The sequence below is a fragment of the Ensifer sp. ENS10 genome, assembly GCF_014852025.1.
In the GTDB taxonomy this organism is placed as follows: domain Bacteria; phylum Pseudomonadota; class Alphaproteobacteria; order Rhizobiales; family Rhizobiaceae; genus Ensifer.
In genome coordinates this window covers 1369274-1385557 of the sequence record NZ_JACVAS010000001.1, presented here as the reverse complement: position 1 = coordinate 1385557, position 16284 = coordinate 1369274, and the positions used below count along the sequence as shown (strand labels likewise).

Annotated in this window: 16 protein-coding genes; 9 read left to right on the top strand and 7 right to left on the bottom strand. The window is 61.3% G+C overall.

Features of this window, described 5'->3' with window-relative positions; all coding sequences use genetic code 11:
* Window positions 1-255: 255 nt before the first annotated feature.
* Window positions 256-1467, bottom strand: a complete 1212-nt coding sequence (locus IB265_RS06680) for an N-acetylmuramoyl-L-alanine amidase (RefSeq protein WP_246805868.1) — start codon at window positions 1465-1467, stop codon at window positions 256-258.
* Between the two features lie 778 nt (window positions 1468-2245).
* Between IB265_RS06680 and IB265_RS06675 the strand changes: the two genes are divergently transcribed.
* Entirely contained in the window at window positions 2246-5047 is a 2802-nt protein-coding gene (locus IB265_RS06675) for a ribonuclease E/G (protein ID WP_113479284.1), read from the top strand.
* A gap of 169 nt (window positions 5048-5216) precedes the next feature.
* On the opposite strand, the gene IB265_RS06670 is transcribed toward IB265_RS06675, so the two are convergent.
* Window positions 5217-6374, bottom strand: coding sequence for a pyridoxal phosphate-dependent aminotransferase (locus IB265_RS06670; RefSeq protein WP_192494679.1), 1158 nt, complete (start codon window positions 6372-6374; stop codon window positions 5217-5219).
* 234 nt (window positions 6375-6608) lie between these two features.
* On the opposite strand from IB265_RS06670, the gene IB265_RS06665 reads away from it, so the two are divergent.
* From IB265_RS06665 to IB265_RS06640, 6 genes are all read left to right on the top strand, one after another.
* Window positions 6609-7376 (top strand): DsbA family protein, encoded by a 768-nt coding sequence (locus IB265_RS06665; protein WP_057252264.1) that lies wholly within the window; start codon window positions 6609-6611, stop codon window positions 7374-7376.
* Window positions 7377-7482: 106 nt separating this feature from the next.
* A complete protein-coding gene (aroQ, locus tag IB265_RS06660; protein ID WP_058321467.1) occupies window positions 7483-7929 on the top strand; it encodes a type II 3-dehydroquinate dehydratase in 447 nt (148 codons plus the stop codon).
* A 25-nt stretch (window positions 7930-7954) separates the two neighbouring features.
* The gene (gene accB, locus IB265_RS06655) at window positions 7955-8440 is read left to right on the top strand and encodes an acetyl-CoA carboxylase biotin carboxyl carrier protein (protein WP_057252266.1); all 486 of its coding nucleotides are present in this window, start codon (window positions 7955-7957) and stop codon (window positions 8438-8440) included.
* 12 nt (window positions 8441-8452) lie between these two features.
* Window positions 8453-9796 (top strand): acetyl-CoA carboxylase biotin carboxylase subunit, encoded by a 1344-nt coding sequence (gene accC, locus IB265_RS06650; protein WP_057252267.1) that lies wholly within the window; start codon window positions 8453-8455, stop codon window positions 9794-9796.
* 10 nt (window positions 9797-9806) lie between these two features.
* Entirely contained in the window at window positions 9807-10421 is a 615-nt protein-coding gene (aat, locus tag IB265_RS06645; protein WP_057252268.1) for a leucyl/phenylalanyl-tRNA--protein transferase, read from the top strand.
* 188 nt (window positions 10422-10609) lie between these two features.
* A complete protein-coding gene (locus IB265_RS06640; protein WP_058321532.1) occupies window positions 10610-11539 on the top strand; it encodes a DUF2167 domain-containing protein in 930 nt (309 codons plus the stop codon).
* Window positions 11540-11607: 68 nt separating this feature from the next.
* Here IB265_RS06640 and IB265_RS06635 read toward each other — a convergent pair whose 3' ends face one another.
* The 5 genes from IB265_RS06635 to gatB form a co-directional block, all read right to left on the bottom strand.
* Window positions 11608-12060, bottom strand: a complete 453-nt coding sequence (locus IB265_RS06635; protein WP_192494678.1) for a DUF2155 domain-containing protein — start codon at window positions 12058-12060, stop codon at window positions 11608-11610.
* 125 nt (window positions 12061-12185) lie between these two features.
* Window positions 12186-12581, bottom strand: coding sequence for an NADH:ubiquinone oxidoreductase subunit NDUFA12 (locus IB265_RS06630; RefSeq protein ID WP_104665671.1), 396 nt, complete (start codon window positions 12579-12581; stop codon window positions 12186-12188).
* Window positions 12582-12689: 108 nt separating this feature from the next.
* Complete coding sequence (locus IB265_RS06625; protein WP_192494677.1) at window positions 12690-13160, bottom strand: GNAT family N-acetyltransferase; 471 nt, start codon at window positions 13158-13160, stop codon at window positions 12690-12692.
* A gap of 114 nt (window positions 13161-13274) precedes the next feature.
* Window positions 13275-13775, bottom strand: a complete 501-nt coding sequence (locus IB265_RS06620; protein WP_192494676.1) for a GNAT family N-acetyltransferase — start codon at window positions 13773-13775, stop codon at window positions 13275-13277.
* A 3-nt stretch (window positions 13776-13778) separates the two neighbouring features.
* The gene (gatB, locus tag IB265_RS06615) at window positions 13779-15281 is read right to left on the bottom strand and encodes an Asp-tRNA(Asn)/Glu-tRNA(Gln) amidotransferase subunit GatB (RefSeq protein WP_057252865.1); all 1503 of its coding nucleotides are present in this window, start codon (window positions 15279-15281) and stop codon (window positions 13779-13781) included.
* A 158-nt stretch (window positions 15282-15439) separates the two neighbouring features.
* On the opposite strand from gatB, the gene IB265_RS06610 reads away from it, so the two are divergent.
* Together IB265_RS06610 and IB265_RS06605 are read left to right on the top strand one after the other, a co-directional pair.
* On the top strand, window positions 15440-15748 hold the full coding sequence (locus IB265_RS06610) for a DUF1294 domain-containing protein (RefSeq protein ID WP_112995485.1): 309 nt from the start codon (window positions 15440-15442) through the stop codon (window positions 15746-15748).
* Window positions 15749-15927: 179 nt separating this feature from the next.
* Window positions 15928-16182: a YjhX family toxin gene (locus tag IB265_RS06605; RefSeq protein ID WP_093232278.1), complete on the top strand. Its 255-nt coding sequence runs from the start codon at window positions 15928-15930 to the stop codon at window positions 16180-16182.
* The last annotated feature ends 102 nt before the right edge of the window (window positions 16183-16284 follow it).

The window sequence follows — 16284 nt, the reverse complement described above, 5'->3', positions numbered from 1 at the left end:
TGCGTCAGTCCGACCAAACTCTTCCGTCAGAAATCGTCTGGCTTCGCAGCAACCCGCTAAGCCCGGCTCCTCATATGGCGAGGAACCCCGGGCTTCAACTCGTTTCTCAACAAATCCGGGCGCAATTCCGGTTAGGTCCCGGAATGTGCGTAAAATAGGGCTGTTTCCGATTATCGCGTGCGCATCCAGTTGAAAAGCATAACGCTGTTACCAAGGCGACACAAATCACTTCGTTCCTGGGCATGCCTTCAAACGTCAGCCGCCGCTGGCAACCGCCTGCTCGCGATAACGCCGAACCGCGACGGCAAGACGCTCCGAAACCTTCTTGCGCCATTCCGGATCCAGCAGCAATTTCTCATCCTCCTTGTTCGACAGGAAGCCCAGTTCCAGCAGGATCGACGGCACGTCGGGTGCCTGCAACACGCGGAACCCGGCGAAGCGGTGCGGGTTGTTGATGAGATTGATCTGGCCCTCGAAGGAAGAAACCACCGCGCGCGCCATGTTGACGGAAAAGGCCTGCGTCTCGCGGCGGGTCAAATCGATCAGGATATCGGCGACCTCCGCGGGCTCGCTCTGAAGCGGTACGCCGGCGATTTCGTCCGAAAGGTTTTCGCGAGCGGCAAGGCTTGCGGCCAGATGGTCCGACGCCTTGTCGGAGATAGTATAGACCGTAGCGCCGCGGATGTCCTTCTGGCGGAGCGCATCGGCATGGAGCGAGATGAAAAGATTGGCGCCCTTGTTCCGGGCAATCTGCACGCGCTGCGGCAGCGAGAGAAAAACATCCTTGTCGCGGGTGAGAAAAGCCTCGATCCCGGCACCCTTGTTCAGGGCCTCGACGAGATCCTTGGCAAAGGCCAGCGTGACGTGTTTCTCTTCCGTCTTCGTCTCGGCGGCAAGCGCACCGGTGTCGATGCCGCCGTGGCCGGCATCGATCGCGATGATGAAGGGGCCGCCGTCTTTCGTGGGCGCAACGGCCACAGGTCTGTCGGTTTTCGTCGCAGCGACGGAACCGGTCCATTGCTGTTCGCCGAGAAGTGCATCGAAGCGCGTCTGGTCGACCCGTTCGGCGTCGATAACCAGGCGGTAGCCCTTGCCCCCCTCCTCCGCGATCACCTCCGCATGGGTTACCGCAACAGGCCCCTTCGCGGAAAGAACGATACGGGAATTACCCGCGCCCATGCCGCCGTAGCGGATCGCGTCGAACAGGCCGCGCGGTTGGAGGCTATCCGCCTTCAGGCCGAAGGCTGTTTCCGGCAGGTCGACGACTACGCGAACGGGGTCGGCCACGTAATGAACGGAAAAATCCGGCTTGCGGTCGAACTCGACGACGACCCGGGTGCGCGCGTCGTCGCCGGCGATCCGCGCGCCAAAGGCGAGCAACGGGCCCGGCTCGGCAGCACGAGCGGCCGGCACGCTCAGGAGGAGACCGCCGACGAGCACCGAAGCACCGAGCAAACGCCAACCCATCCGCGACATCAACGACAACAGCGAACCGCGCATACAAACCGCCAAAGGCTTCACCTTGGGCTCCCCGCCACTTTCTCAAAACCAGAGGGCGGCCGATGCGGCCACCAAACGCATACCTTGATCAATGAACCCTTATGGTTAACCAAAGCTTGACAAAGGTCATCTTCCGCCTCGCACCGGCGCCATCGATTCATCATTTGCCGGCCTACTCCACGTGGACAAGCGAATCGATCATTATTGTGGCGGCACGGGCTTTTCCCTTGCCAATGTGACATAGAAAACATAAAAGCGTCACAAGGAGAAAGTGTTGACGGGATAGAACAGTCGACCGGGCAGCCGGAGCTTCTCCAAAGCTTGGCGCCAGGGAGTGGTCGAACCGGATCAACCGGTTAAACGCATCGCACTTCCGCGGTCGCAAGGTGTTCATCCGCCGTCGCTGCATTTCCTCCTCGTACACTGGATCGCAAATTTCCGGCGGTGGCCGGAGTTCTTGATGGTGATTTTTCACCAACGCCCGCAAGCGGGCGAATTCATTGGGTCTTCATGAGACCTTGGACATTGGCATTCTTGTTTGGTCATTGATGTTGACTCAGCAGTATCGGTCAGAAGTAGAGCGGCCCCGGGACACAGGTGTTCCGGCTGTCGTCTGGCTGCTGCACCATCGCCTGCACCAAACAGGAACTTTCATATCCGGCGCACCTTCCGACGTGTTTGGCAGTCTTCCCAAGGAAGCAGGTCTGTCTCCCGTTCCGCTGGTGCGCCGAGGAGCACAGCTTAGATGGCAGAGAAAATGCTTATCGATGCGTCTCACTCCGAGGAGACGCGCGTCGTTGTCGTACGCGGAAACCGCATAGAAGAGTTCGACTTCGAGTCGGAACATAAGAAGCAAATCCGCGGCAATATCTATCTGGCGAAGGTCACCAGAGTGGAGCCTTCGCTGCAGGCCGCCTTCGTCGACTACGGCGGTAACCGCCACGGATTTCTGGCCTTTGCCGAAATTCACCCCGACTACTACCAGATCCCACTTGCCGACCGTCAGGCACTGCTGAAGGCCGAAGCCGAAGAAGCGCGACGCGACGACGACATCGAACATGTCGAAACCGCCGCGGCGCCGGCAAGCGAACTTTCCGTTCCCGTCGACCTCGAGGTCGTAGCGGAGACCGAAGTCGACGCGCAGCCGGCAGAAGCCGTCACCGCCGAACCGGTGGTCGAAGAGGAAGTGCCGGTCGAAAAGCCCAAGGCAAAGCCGAAGCGCACCCGCAAAACCAAGGCCAAGGCTGCGGAAGAAGCGGCTGCCGCTTCCGTCGATGGCGACGAAAGCAACGGCGGCGAAATGGCCGCGATGGTCGATACCGACGCGATCTCCGAAGACGTCGACAGCCGTCGTCGCCATGACGACGACGATGATGATGACGACAGCCACGATGGCGAAAAGGAAATCATCGAATCCGTCGGCGCCGAAGATGCCATGGAAGAGGTTCCGGATCGCCAGGTCCGCAAGCCGCGCAAGCAGTACCGCATCCAGGAAGTCATCAAGCGGCGCCAGATCCTGCTCGTCCAGGTTGCCAAGGAAGAGCGCGGCAATAAGGGCGCGGCGCTGACGACCTACCTGTCGCTGGCCGGCCGCTACTCTGTCCTGATGCCGAACACGGCACGCGGCGGCGGCATCTCCCGCAAGATCACCAACCTGCAGGACCGCAAGCGCCTGAAGGAAATCGCGCGCGGCCTCGAAGTGCCGCAGGGCATGGGCGTCATCCTGCGCACCGCGGGTGCGAACCGAACCAAGGTCGAGATCAAGCGCGACTTCGAATACCTGATGCGCCTGTGGGAAAACGTCCGCACGCTGACGCTGAACTCCACGGCCCCCTGCCTCGTCTATGAGGAAGGCAGCCTGATCAAGCGCTCGATCCGCGATCTCTACAACAAGGATATCGGCGAGATCATCGTTTCCGGCGAGGAAGGTTACAAGGAAGCCAAGGGCTTCATGAAGATGCTGATGCCGAGCCACGCCAAGGTGGTTCAGCCCTATCGCGACGTACATCCGATCTTCTCGCGCTCCGGTATCGAAGCGCAGCTCGACCGCATGCTGCAGCCGCAGGTGACGTTGAAGTCCGGTGGCTACATCATCATCAATCAGACCGAAGCGCTGGTTTCGATCGACGTCAACTCCGGCCGTTCGACGCGCGAGCACTCGATCGAAGACACGGCGCTGCAGACGAACCTGGAGGCTGCCGAAGAAGTGGCGCGCCAGCTGCGCCTGCGCGACCTTGCCGGCCTCGTCGTCATCGACTTCATCGACATGGAAGAAAAGCGCAACAACCGCGCCGTCGAGAAGAAGCTGAAGGACTGCCTGAAGAACGATCGCGCCCGCATCCAGGTCGGCCGCATCTCGCATTTCGGCCTACTCGAAATGTCGCGTCAGCGCATTCGCGCCTCGGTGCTCGAATCGACGATGCAGACCTGCCCGCACTGCAACGGCACGGGCCACGTTCGCTCGCAGTCCTCCGTCGCCCTGCACGTGCTGCGCGGCGTCGAAGAACATCTGCTCAAGAACACCACGCACGACATCACCGTGCGCACCATCCCGGATATCGCGCTCTATCTGCTGAACCAGAAGCGCGGCACGATCATGGATTACGAGGCCCGCTTCGGCGTTTCGATCATCATCGAGGCGGACGCTCATGTCGGCGCACAGCACTTCGCAATCGATCGCGGCGAACCGGTCGAAAACCCGGTCAAGATCGAGCAGCTCCTGCACTTCCAGCCGGAGCCGGAAGAAGATGACGTCGTGATCGAAGAGGATCTCGACGAAGAAGAAGCCGAAGAAGTCGTCAGCGAGCCGCGCCAGGAGCAGCCGAAGGCTGCCCAGTCCTCCGACGACCAGAGTGGACGCAAGCGCAAGCGCCGTCGCCGCCGTCGCGGCAAGGGTGGCCAGCAGGCCGAAGGTGCCGTCGGCCAGGCGTCCGAAGCGGCAGGCGATGTCGATGACGACGCCGACGAAGGTGATGCGGACGACGAGGGCGTCGATGCCGAGGCCACAACCGCTGACGGCGAGCAGAAGCGCAAGCGCCGCCGCCGCGGCAAGCGCGGTGGCCGCCGCAATCGTCCGGAGGGCGAAGGTGAAGGCGAAGGCCAGATCGAGGCCGATGCCGAAGGTGATGACGCCGACGAGCCGGAAGCCGTTGACACGCCGGCCGTCGCCGCAGAGATCGAAGTAGCCGTCGCCGTCGAGGAAACCGCGGCAGTCGTCGCGGAAGCCGAGGCCGTCGAGGCCAAGCCGGCCAAGCCGAAGCGGACCCGCAAGAAGGCTGTAAAAGCCGAAGAACCGGTCGCAACCGTCGATGAAGTCGCTCAGGCGGTTATCGAAGACCAGCCGGCAGGCGTCGATGTCGCCGCCGAGGCGGTGGAAGAGGCTGCGGCCGACCTCGCGGAAACCAAGCCGGCGCGCGCGAACCGCGACCTTTCGAAGATCGCCTCGGAGCCTGTCGTGACCTCGAGCTCTCCGAAGGCCGAAGGCGAAGAAGAAGACCCGACCAAGCCCAAGAAGGGCGGCTGGTGGCAGCGCCGCGGCTTCTTCTAAGAAGTCGCCTCTGGTCCCGGCTCGAAGCCGAACCGGGATCCTGACGCCGAAGCGTTGGACGCGAAAGAGCACAAATAGAAAGGCCCGGATCGCTCCGGGCCTTTTCTTTTACGGGTGATGGCCACAGCAGACGGGGCGTCTTCGCTCCCCTGCCCGTCCAGTCGGGCAATCAGGCAAGCCAGCGCGCGATCCGGTCCATTGCCTCGACCATGTCAGCCTCCGCGCCGGCATAGGAAAAGCGCATCGTGCGATGCCCTTCCAACGGATCGAAGTCGAAACCCGGCGTTGCCGCGACATTGATCTCGGCGAGCATCCGCCGGGCAAAGGCCATGCTGTCATTGGTAAAGCGGCTGACATCCGCATAGGCATAGAAGGCACCGTCCATCGGCGAGGCGATCGAGAAGCCGATCTCCGGCAGGCGCTTCAGCAGCATGTCCCGATTGACGGCATAGGCGGCCTTGTAGCGGTCGAGTTCCTCATGCGCGTCAAGCGCCGCTTCAGCGGCGATCTGCGACAGTTCCGGCGGCGAAATGTAAAGGCTCTGGGCGATGCGCTCGAAGCCCCGCACCTTATCGGCGGGCAACACCATCCAACCGATGCGCCAGCCGGTCATGCAGTAATATTTCGAGAAGGAGTTGATGACGATCACTTCGTCGGTAACCTCCAGCGCGCTCGCCTCTTCGCCGGCAAAAGTCAGCCCGTGATAGATCTCGTCGGAGATGAACGCGATCTTTTCCGCGCGGCAACAGTCGGCCAGCGCCTTGAGGCCGGCCCTCCCCGTCACGGTGCCGGTCGGGTTCGCCGGGCTTGCCAGCAACACACCCTTCAGCGGTCGGCCGACCTTTGCAGCGGCCCGCTTCAGGCTTTCCGGCGTCAGTGTGAAGCCGGTCTCGGCATTCGCCTCGACCTCGACCACCGTCAGGCCGAGAGCGGCGAGGATGTTGCGGTAGGCCGGATAGCCGGGCCGCGCGATGGCGACGCAATCACCAGGATCAAACAGCGCAAGGAAGGCGAGATTGAAGCCGGCGGACGATCCCGTGGTGACTGCCACCCGCTGCGGATCGAGCGCGATACCGTGGCGCTTCTCGTAGTGGCGGGCGATCGCGGTTCGCAGCGACAGGGTGCCGAGTGCGTCGGTATAGCCAAGGCGCCCATGTTGAAGTGCGTTGCGCGCAGCTTCGAGAGCCGCCTGCGGCGCCGGGTGGGCAGGCTGCCCGACGGCCATCGAGATCACCGGGTGGCCGGCATCACGGCGGCGGGTCGCCTCCGCCAGCACATCCATCGCGTGAAAAGGTTCGACGGCGCTGCGTTTTGACAAGTCTACCAACGGAAAATCCTCGATAAGCGGCTGTTCTCCAGCCCCTTTGCCCGATGAAATTGACCTTCACAAGTCCGCGAGTGCCGTATTTCCGCCGATTTTGCCGTTTCGTTTCCGCGGCACCCACCCTATGCTGCCAGCATATTGCGGATACGAGGATTCCTGTTGTCTTTCAGAACTGCCGGTTGACGTGACGACGGGGGATGAACGACACACAGGACACGCAAGGACAACGAGGTAGAAATGAATTTCAGCACCAAGATGATTGCCGCCGGGACGCTCGCAGCGCTCGTGGCCGGGGTCAGCCTGCCGCAAAGCGCGTTTGCGCTCGACGCGAAGCAGAAGGAAGAGATCGGCGCCTTCATCAAGGAGTACCTGATCGCCAATCCGGAGATCATGCTTGAAGTCCAGGAGGCGTTGACGACGAAGCAGCGCGCCAAACAGCAGGAAGCTGCCGAGAGCGCGATCACCGAGAACAAGAAGGCAATCTTCAACTCCGACTATGACATGGTCCTTGGCAATCCCAAGGGCGACGTCACCATCGTCGAGTTCTATGACTACAATTGCGGCTATTGCAAACGCGCCCTCTCCGACATGGATGACATCCTCGCCAAGGACAAGAACGTCCGTTTCGTGCTGAAGGAACTGCCGATCCTCGGTCCGGATTCGCTTGCCGCCCACAAGGTGAGCGCCGCCTTCCGCCTGGTCGCTCCGGAAAAGTACGGCGACTTCCATCGTGCGCTGCTCGGCGGCGAAGATCGTGCCACGGAAGAGACCGCAATTGCAGTTGCCGCAAAGCTTGGCGTCTCGGAGAAGGACCTGCGCGCCAAGATGGAAAAGGAGCCGCATGATGCGGCCGTGCGCGAGGCCTATGGGCTTGCCAACGACCTCGGCATCACCGGCACACCGTCCTATGTCATCGGTAACGAAGCGGTCTTTGGTGCCGTCGGCGCCGAAGAGATCGAGGGCAAGGTCTCCAATATGCGCGAATGCGGCAAGACGGCCTGCTGACAAACCTTCCCATGACTGTGGACAAATCCCGCGGGGGCCCAAAGGGCTTTTCCTCGCGGGACCATCAGTCTATAGGTAACCCTCCATCACCGGACCGGAATCCCTTATGCCATCGACCATTTTCGTGCTGAACGGCCCCAACCTGAATGCGCTGGGCAAGCGCGAACCGGGTATTTATGGCGGCCAGACGCTCGCCGATATCGAGGCCATGTGCAAGGCGGAGGGCAAGACGCTCGGTTTCGAGGTCGATTTCCGCCAATCGAACCATGAGGGCACGCTGGTCGACTGGCTGCATGAAGCCGGCAGCGTCGCCGCCGGCGTGGCGATCAATCCGGCGGCATACGGCCATACGTCGATCGCACTTCACGACGCCATCCGCGCCATCGGCATTCCAGTCGTCGAACTCCACCTCTCGAACATCCATGCGCGCGAGGAATTCCGTCACAAGTCGATGATCGCGCCGGCTGTCAAAGGCGTCATCTGCGGCTTCGGTGCCCAGAGTTACATTCTTGCGCTGCATGCGCTAAAGAACCTGACACATCCGTCGAAATAAAAAGAACACAAGAGGCTCATATTCCATGGCTGACAAGAAACCAGGTATCGACCAGGCGCTGATCCGCGATCTCGCCAACATTCTCAAGGACACCGATCTGACCGAGATCGAAGTCGAGCAGGACGACTTGCGCATTCGCGTCTCGCGCAACGGCACGCCGGTTGCAATGCCGATGGCCATGCCGCAGATGCCGGCCTACCAGTTCCCTGCCGCAGCCGCAGCGGTTGCCCCTGCAAACGCTGTCGCCGCTCCCGCCGCCGAGAGCGCCCGCGCATCGAAGAACGCCGTGACCGCACCGATGGTCGGCACCGCCTATCTGTCTCCGGCACCGGGCGCCCGCCCCTTCGTTGAAGTCGGCGCCACCGTCAAGGAAGGCCAGACGATCCTGATCATCGAAGCCATGAAGACGATGAACCAGATCCCGGCTCCGCGCTCGGGCAAGGTCACCGAGATCTTCGTCCAGGACGCAGCCCCCGTCGAATATGGCGAACCGCTGATCGTAATCGAATAAGGCGGCGTGGCGATGATCTCGAAAATTCTCATTGCCAATCGCGGCGAAATCGCCCTTCGCGTGCTCAGAGCCTGCAAGGAGCTCGGCATTGCTACGGTTGCCGTTCATTCCACGGCCGACGCTGACGCCATGCATGTGCGCCTCGCCGACGAGAGCGTCTGCATCGGCCCGCCGCCTTCGCGCGATAGCTATCTGAACATTCACCAGATCGTCGCTGCCTGCGAAATCACCGGCGCCGATGCCGTGCACCCGGGCTACGGCTTCCTGTCGGAAAACGCCAAGTTCGCCGAAATCCTGGAAGCGCACGACATCACCTTCATCGGCCCGACGGCGGAGCACATCCGCATCATGGGCGACAAGATCACCGCCAAGAAGACGGCGCAGGAGCTTGGCATCCCGGTCGTTCCGGGTTCCGATGGCGAAGTGAAGCCGGAAAACGCGCTTGAAGTCGCCCGCAAGATCGGCTTCCCGGTGCTGATCAAGGCAACAGCCGGCGGCGGTGGCCGCGGCATGAAGGTCGCTCGCTCCGAGGCTGACCTCGAAGAAGCCGTCTCGACTGCCCGCGCCGAGGCGCTTGCTGCCTTCGGCAACGACGCCGTCTATATGGAAAAGTACCTCGGCAAGCCGCGTCACATCGAGATCCAGATCGTTGGCGATGGCGCCGGCAACGCGGTGCACCTCGGCGAACGCGATTGCTCGCTGCAGCGTCGTCACCAGAAGGTTTGGGAAGAAGCAAACTCCCCAGCCCTCAACGTCGACCAGCGCATGAAGATCGGCCAGGTCTGCGCCGACGCGATGAAGAAGCTGAAGTACCGCGGCGCCGGCACGATCGAGTTCCTCTACGAAAACGGCGAGTTCTATTTCATCGAAATGAATACCCGTCTTCAGGTCGAGCATCCGATCACCGAAGCGATCACCGGTATCGACCTCGTGCATGAGCAGATCCGCGTTGCCTCCGGCGGCGGCCTCTCGGTCAAGCAGGAAGATATCGTGTTCTCCGGACACGCCATCGAATGCCGCATCAACGCCGAGGATCCGCGCACCTTCGTCCCCTCCCCTGGCACGATCACGCATTTCCATGCTCCGGGCGGTCTTGGTGTACGTGTCGATTCGGGCGCCTATCAGGGCTACCGCATCCCGCCGTACTACGACAGCTTGATCGGCAAGCTGATCGTGCACGGGCGTACCCGCGTCGAATGCATGATGCGTCTGCGCCGTGTGCTTGATGAATTTGTCATCGATGGCATCAAGACCACGCTTCCGTTGTTCCAGGACCTGATCAATAATCAGGATATTGCCAACGGCGACTACGATATCCATTGGCTGGAAAAGCATCTGGCCGCCACGTCCGAGTAAGGACCGTACATTGAAAGGGACGCGCAGCAAGCAGCCCGACATTACACCGGACATGCTGCTGCGCGCCTATTCGATCGGCCTGTTCCCTATGGCCGATTCGGCCGATGACCCCGAGCTTTTCTGGGTCGAGCCCGAAATTCGCGGCGTTATCCCGCTCACGGACTTTCACGTCTCCCGCAGCCTCGCCAAGACGATCCGCCGAAAACCCTTCGACATCCGCTTCAACACCGCCTTCGAGGCGGTGATGGAAGGCTGCGCCGCCCCGGCCCCTGACCGCCCGACGACCTGGATCAACAACAAGATCCGCACCCTCTACGCAACGCTGCACACGATGGGTTACGCCCACAGCGTCGAGGCCTGGGAGGACGACCTGTTGGTCGGCGGCCTCTACGGTGTCTCGCTCGGCTCGGCATTTTTCGGCGAAAGCATGTTTTCAAGGCGCACCGACGCCTCAAAGATCTGCCTTGTGCATCTGGTGCAGCGCCTGCGTGCCCGAGGCTTTGAGCTGCTGGACACCCAGTTCACGACCGAGCATCTGAAATCCTTCGGTGCGGTCGACGTGCCGAAAGCCGAGTACGAGATCATGCTCGGCAACGCGATGAACTCGCCAGACCTTTCGTTCTAGAGCGCCGTGCGTTCAAGTGAACGCACAAAGGACGCTCTGGCACTTTGAATGTAGAGCATCTTCCCGCTTCCAGTGGCTCCACTTGAGAGAGCGGGATGCTCTAGATACTCTTCGTTGGATATCTCCACCTGGAGATGTACTTCGTTCATATGTTCATCCACAGTTCGAACGTTTTCGAGGGCACTTGGATGAACAAGTTTATATTGGCATTGTCGGTTTTCATGGCTTCCAGCACGGCTGCGGAAGCAAAGACATATCGCGAGATGTTCGGCAGCGAGCCGAACCTGTCGCCTGAGTACTCGGCCATCGTCGGGTCGCTTGATTTCAAGCAGGGCAAGGTCTCACTGCCCGCCGCCCAGGCGCAGCTCGATATTCCAGCGGAGTTCTATTTCCTCGATCCTGCCGACACAAAGAAGGTCCTTGTCGACCTGTGGGGCAATCCTCCGGGCTCTGCCGAGGGTCATCTCGGCATGGTGTTTCCCGCCAAGTATGCGCCTGACGCCGACAAAGCCTGGGGATCGGTCATCGATTACCTGAAGGACGGTTACGTCTCGGATGCGGATGCGCTGACCACCGATTTTACCGAACTGCTGGCACAGCTGAAGGAAGCGTCTGCCGAAAACAACATCGAGCGCGAGAAGCAGGGCTACGATCCGATCACGCTGGTCGGCTGGGCCTCCCCTCCCCATTACGATCTGGCAACGCACACGATGCATTGGGCACGCGACCTGATCTTCGGCAAGGATCCAAACGCGCCCCATACCCTGAACTATTCTGTTCGCATCCTCAGCCGCGAAGGCGTGCTGCAGATGAACTTTGTTTCGGGGCTGGAGCAGCTCGACGAAATCAAGTCGGGACTGCCGGGTGTTACAGGCATGGTGCAGTTCGACGCCGGGCAGGCTTACGCAGACTTTAAGGAGGGCGATGCCGTCGCGGCCTATGGCATGGCGGGCCTTATTGCAGCCGGCGCCGGCGCCAAGGTTGCCGCCAAGGCCGGCTTGCTTGCCGTTGCGCTAGCCTTCTTGAAAAAGGGCGGCGTGCTGATCGTAATTGCAGGCGCTGCGGCCATGCGTTTCTTCAAGGGCCTGTTCGGCCGCAAGGAACCGCCAAGCGCATAGCGCCAAGGTGATGAGGGTAGCTGGATTACGGGTAGGCTGCCGCTTTTATGTCCGGCAGCCTCAGCGACCTACTGCTTCGCCGCGGTATCCGGCGGCGGCAGATCGGACGTCGCCTTGCAGGACTGCAGCCAGACATCATAGACCGGGTGCTCGACGGCGTTCAGGCCCGGGCTGTCGGCAAACATCCATCCGGTGAAGATGCGGCGGATCTTGCGGTCGAGCGTGATTTCCTCGACCTCGACAAAGGTCGTGATCTTTTGCGCTTCGGTATCATCGCGGCTGTAGCAGACGCGCGGTGTCACCTGGAGGGCGCCGAACTGGACCGTCTCGCCGATATAGACGTCGAAGGTGGTGATGCGGCCGGTGATCTTGTCGATGCCGGAGAAGACAGCAACGGCATTGGAGAGGCGCGCCGCGTCAACGGCTCCCGCCGAGGTGATCAGCGGCAAACCGGCAAGCAGGGACAAGCCCAACCGCCGTGCTCCTTGGCCGATTGCTTTGCGCAGATCAGAACCTGCCATTGTCGCCTGTCTCCCGCGTGCCCTGTTCATCATCGATGGATTTCAGGCGCTAACCATCAATTGTGGCCGCGCCGTGATCGAGGAACCTATTCCGCGGCCCGTCGTCGTCTCTGAGAACAGATTATTCAGGAGCCCGGCGTCCAGGCGTCGTAGTCGCCGGTGACGCGCGGACGCTTGCCGGTGGCTGCGATCGAGCCCTGCGGGCGGTAGGCATTGGCCGTGCCGGTCGGATTTGCGCGGTGCGGCTTCTGCCATTCGCGCGGCGTGTACTTCTCATCGGCCGGCGAAACGTCGGTCCGGTGATGCATCCAGCCGTGCCAGCCCGCCGGAATGGCGGAGGCTTCGGCATAGCCATTGTAGATCACCCAGCGGCGCGTGCGCCCTTCTGAGTCCTTGCCGCCCTGATAGTAGACATTGCCGAGTTCGTCTTGACCGACCCGTTGACCATGGCGCCAGGTGTGAAAGCGCGTTCCGATCGTCTGTTCGTTCCACCAGGTGAAAATCTGCAGCAGGAGCTTCATGGATGCCGTCCTTGACCGGCCGTTGGGAAGGCGGCCAGATACCAAAACTATGTTCCCGCTTATGCCCCGCCGCTCATGGCTTGTCCAGTGATTCCGAGGCAAAGGCCGTCAATTCAACGGCATGAGGAAGCCGAAGTGACTGCGCGTGAAGCCGAGCCGCTCGTAGAAACGGTGCGCGTCGCCGCGTACCGCATTGGACGTCAGCCGGACCTTCTTCGCTCCTCGGTCGCGAGCCTCGGCGATCGCGTGGCGCATCATGCGTTCGCCGATCCCACGGCCACGCATATCCTCGCGCGTCTGAACCGCTTCGACGATCAGGCTCGAGCTGCCGCGACCGGAAAGCGACGTATGCAGCGCCGTCTGAAAGGTACCGACGATCTCCCGGGCAAGAACCGCGACAAAGAGTGTCTGCAGCGACGAGGCTTCGATTTGTTCGAAGGCGGCGACATAGTCTCCGAAGGCTTCCGGAGCGGTCGTATCGCCATGACCACCGAGCTGATCATCGGCAAAGAGTGCCACGATTGCCGGCAGGTCTTCGCGCTCGGCCTTGCGGATCAAGAGTTCGGCTATCGCGTCCATGGTTTCCTCGGCTCGCTTCGTTCATCGACGGCGGACCAAGCACTGCAGCGCAAAGGTTTCATGACAGAGCCGTCCCCGATGAAGTTATCCACAGGGAGCTGGCAGGACTGGCACTTAGCCGAGAAGCCGCTTTTCCAGGATGATCGCCGGCGGACCGGATTGCTCGTGACCGTGGTTGGCCGTCTCGCCGACCTCGGCGAAGCCATGCGTTCGATAGAAGGCAAGCGCGTGCAGGTTCTGTGGCTCCACTTCGACGCGCATGCGCTCGGCATCCGGGAAACAGGTTTCGAGCTCGGCGAAGATGTCGCGGCCGATGCCCTGCCGCTGGAACTTCGGCAGCACATAGAGTTGATGCAGCACGGCAGTCTTGGCTTGCGTGTCGGACATGGCCGCAAACCCCATGCCGCCGATCTGGCGACCGTCATCTGCGACCAGGAACTCGGCGTTCTTGCGCGCGACCCGCGCTTTCAGCGCCGGCAGCGAATGCCAGCGCTCCGTCAGTTCGTTGACCTTCTCGACGCCGTAGAAGGTGTCGTAGGTCGCATGCCACGTCTCGACCAGCAGGGCGCGAACCTTTTCGAGATCACGCTCGCTGGCCGTCCGTACAAAGAACATCGCTTATTCCTCGATGCCGAGCTTGGCCTTCACGAGGGCCTGCACGGCCTGCGGGTTGGCCTTGCCGCCAGTCGCCTTCATCACCTGACCGACGAACCAGCCGGCAAGCGAGGGCTTGGCCTGGACCTTGGCGACCTGGTCCGGGTTGGCGGCGATGATCTCGTCCACTGCCTTTTCGATGGCGCCGGTGTCCGTCACCTGCTTCATGCCGCGGGCTTCGACGATCTCGGCCGGGTCGCCACCTTCGTTCCAGATGATCTCGAAGAGGTCCTTCGCGATCTTGCCCGAGATGGTCTCGGCCTTGATGAGATCGATGATGCCGCCGAGCTGAGCCGGGGAAACGGGAGTCTCTTCAATGGCTTTGCCGGCTTTGTTCAAGGCGCCGAGCAGGTCGTTGATGACCCAGTTCGCGGCGATCTTGCCATCGCGTCCTTCGGCTACAGCCTCGAAGTAGTCCGCGATCGACTTTTCGGAAACGAGCACCGAGGCATCGTAGACCGAAAGGCCGAGGTCTCGAACGAACCGGTCCTTCTTGTCGTCGGGCAATTCCGGCAGATCGGCCTTCAACGCTTCAACGAAAGCATCGTCGAACTCCAGCGGCAACAGGTCCGGGTCCGGGAAGTAACGGTAGTCGTGCGCGTCTTCCTTGGAGCGCATCGAACGGGTCTCGCCCTTGTTCGGATCGAACAGGCGGGTTTCCTGATCGATAGAGCCACCATCTTCGAGGATGCCGATCTGGCGGCGCGCCTCGTACTCGATTGCCTGGCCGATGAAGCGGATTGAGTTGACGTTCTTGATCTCGCAACGGGTGCCGAAGCCCTCGCCCGGACGGCGCACGGAAACGTTGACGTCGGCGCGCATGGAACCTTCGTCCATGTTGCCGTCGCAGGTGCCGAGGTAGCGCACGATCGAGCGCAGCTTCGTCATATAGGCTTTGGCCTCATCCGACGAACGCATGTCCGGCTTGGAGACGATCTCCATCAGCGCCACGCCCGAACGGTTGAGGTCGACATAGGACATGGACGGATGCTGGTCGTGCATCGACTTGCCGGCATCCTGCTCGAGATGCAGCCGCTCGATGCCAACCTCGACGTCCTCGAACTGGCCCTGGCGATCAGGGCCGATCGAAATCATGATCTTGCCCTCGCCGACGATCGGATCCTTGAACTGGGAGATCTGATAGCCCTGCGGCAGGTCCGGATAGAAATAGTTCTTGCGGTCGAAGATCGAGCGCTTGTTGATTGCGGCCTTGAGGCCGAGACCGGTGCGCACCGCCTGCTTCACGCATTCCTCGTTGATGACGGGCAGCATGCCGGGCATGGCGGCGTCGACCAGCGAAACGTTGGCATTCGGCGCATTGCCGAACTCCGTCGAGGCACCCGAGAACAGCTTCGAATTGGAAAGCACCTGGGCATGGACTTCCATGCCGATGATGACTTCCCAGTCGCCGGTGGCGCCGGGGATGAAGCGTTTCGGATCGGGGGTGCGGACGTCGACAATGCTCATATCATGCTCTTCTTTGAAGCCTGAATTCTTGGTTTCTCGGTAGAACAATTGGTCCGCCGGTGCAAGTTGTTCGGCAGCATGCGGCCGCATCTCCGGACAGCCGCGCGTTGGGAGCGCCGCTTAACCATCGTTTAGCACCCTTGCGCCAAGATTTGCCGATGTCCACCGCCACCGCACTCGCCTTGTACGCAGCCTACATCAACATCTTAAGCTTCGGGCTGTTCTGGTTTGACAAACGGGCGGCGCGCGCGGGCCGTTGGCGCATCAGCGAACAGACGCTGTTGACGATTGCTTTTCTCGGCGGAAGTCCGGGGGCGATGGCTGCCCGGCACATATTTCGCCACAAGACACGCAAGGAACCATTCAGAACCCGGCTGGCGCTCATCATCGTCTTTCAGGTGGCAGCCGCGGCGTTCGGCACCCTGGCGTTGCAGGGGCATCTTGACGCGCTCGCGAACGTCTTCTAGGAAAGCATCGTCTTTCTGGAGTTTTGATGTTCACTTCGTCGCCTGAGTCCCGGTAAGGGCCCGTCCTCGCAATCTTCCTTTGATTGCGCGCACGGGCCGGAAACGTCACCCCGCTTTCCCAGTGATTTGCGGAACGTTTTCCTGCGTTCTTCCGAACGCTTTTCCGGAACATTCAGACAATGGACATCTCGCGCGCTGAACAGCGCATCCTTCATCATTTGGCCCAGGGCGGCCGCATCGAAATCATTCGCGAAAGCAAAGCGATCGCCGAGATCCGCTGCTTCACCCGTGACGGCTGGGTCTACCCCGGCTTCGACCTGGACCTTTTCCGCAAGCTGAAGCGCAAGAAGGCGATATCGTCTTCCGGCGGAAATCCCTATCGCATCACGGAACGCGGTTTGCAGCTAGTGCGCTCCGAACTCAACAACCGCTGAGCGGCGGAAACCGACGATACCGGGCATCGAATGATGTCCGGTATCGCTGGCACTTCACGCAAGGTGAAGCGATGAGGAGCCTCACCTTGCGTCAATACCGGA

Excerpts from the sequence above, each read along its gene's own strand:
- IB265_RS06680 (WP_246805868.1), bottom strand. The coding sequence starts at position 1,467 with ATGGGTTGGCGTTTGCTCGGTGCTTCGGTGCTCGTCGGCGGTCTCCTC.
- IB265_RS06675 (WP_113479284.1), top strand. The coding sequence starts at position 2,246 with ATGGCAGAGAAAATGCTTATCGATGCGTCTCACTCCGAGGAGACGCGC.
- IB265_RS06665 (WP_057252264.1), top strand. The coding sequence starts at position 6,609 with ATGAATTTCAGCACCAAGATGATTGCCGCCGGGACGCTCGCAGCGCTC.
- aroQ (WP_058321467.1), top strand. The coding sequence starts at position 7,483 with ATGCCATCGACCATTTTCGTGCTGAACGGCCCCAACCTGAATGCGCTG.
- accB (WP_057252266.1), top strand. The coding sequence starts at position 7,955 with ATGGCTGACAAGAAACCAGGTATCGACCAGGCGCTGATCCGCGATCTC.
- accC (WP_057252267.1), top strand. The coding sequence starts at position 8,453 with ATGATCTCGAAAATTCTCATTGCCAATCGCGGCGAAATCGCCCTTCGC.
- IB265_RS06640 (WP_058321532.1), top strand. The coding sequence starts at position 10,610 with ATGAACAAGTTTATATTGGCATTGTCGGTTTTCATGGCTTCCAGCACG.
- IB265_RS06635 (WP_192494678.1), bottom strand. The coding sequence starts at position 12,060 with ATGGCAGGTTCTGATCTGCGCAAAGCAATCGGCCAAGGAGCACGGCGG.
- IB265_RS06630 (WP_104665671.1), bottom strand. The coding sequence starts at position 12,581 with ATGAAGCTCCTGCTGCAGATTTTCACCTGGTGGAACGAACAGACGATC.
- IB265_RS06625 (WP_192494677.1), bottom strand. The coding sequence starts at position 13,160 with ATGGACGCGATAGCCGAACTCTTGATCCGCAAGGCCGAGCGCGAAGAC.
- IB265_RS06620 (WP_192494676.1), bottom strand. The coding sequence starts at position 13,775 with ATGTTCTTTGTACGGACGGCCAGCGAGCGTGATCTCGAAAAGGTTCGC.
- gatB (WP_057252865.1), bottom strand. The coding sequence starts at position 15,281 with ATGAGCATTGTCGACGTCCGCACCCCCGATCCGAAACGCTTCATCCCC.
- IB265_RS06610 (WP_112995485.1), top strand. The coding sequence starts at position 15,440 with ATGTCCACCGCCACCGCACTCGCCTTGTACGCAGCCTACATCAACATC.
- IB265_RS06605 (WP_093232278.1), top strand. The coding sequence starts at position 15,928 with ATGGACATCTCGCGCGCTGAACAGCGCATCCTTCATCATTTGGCCCAG.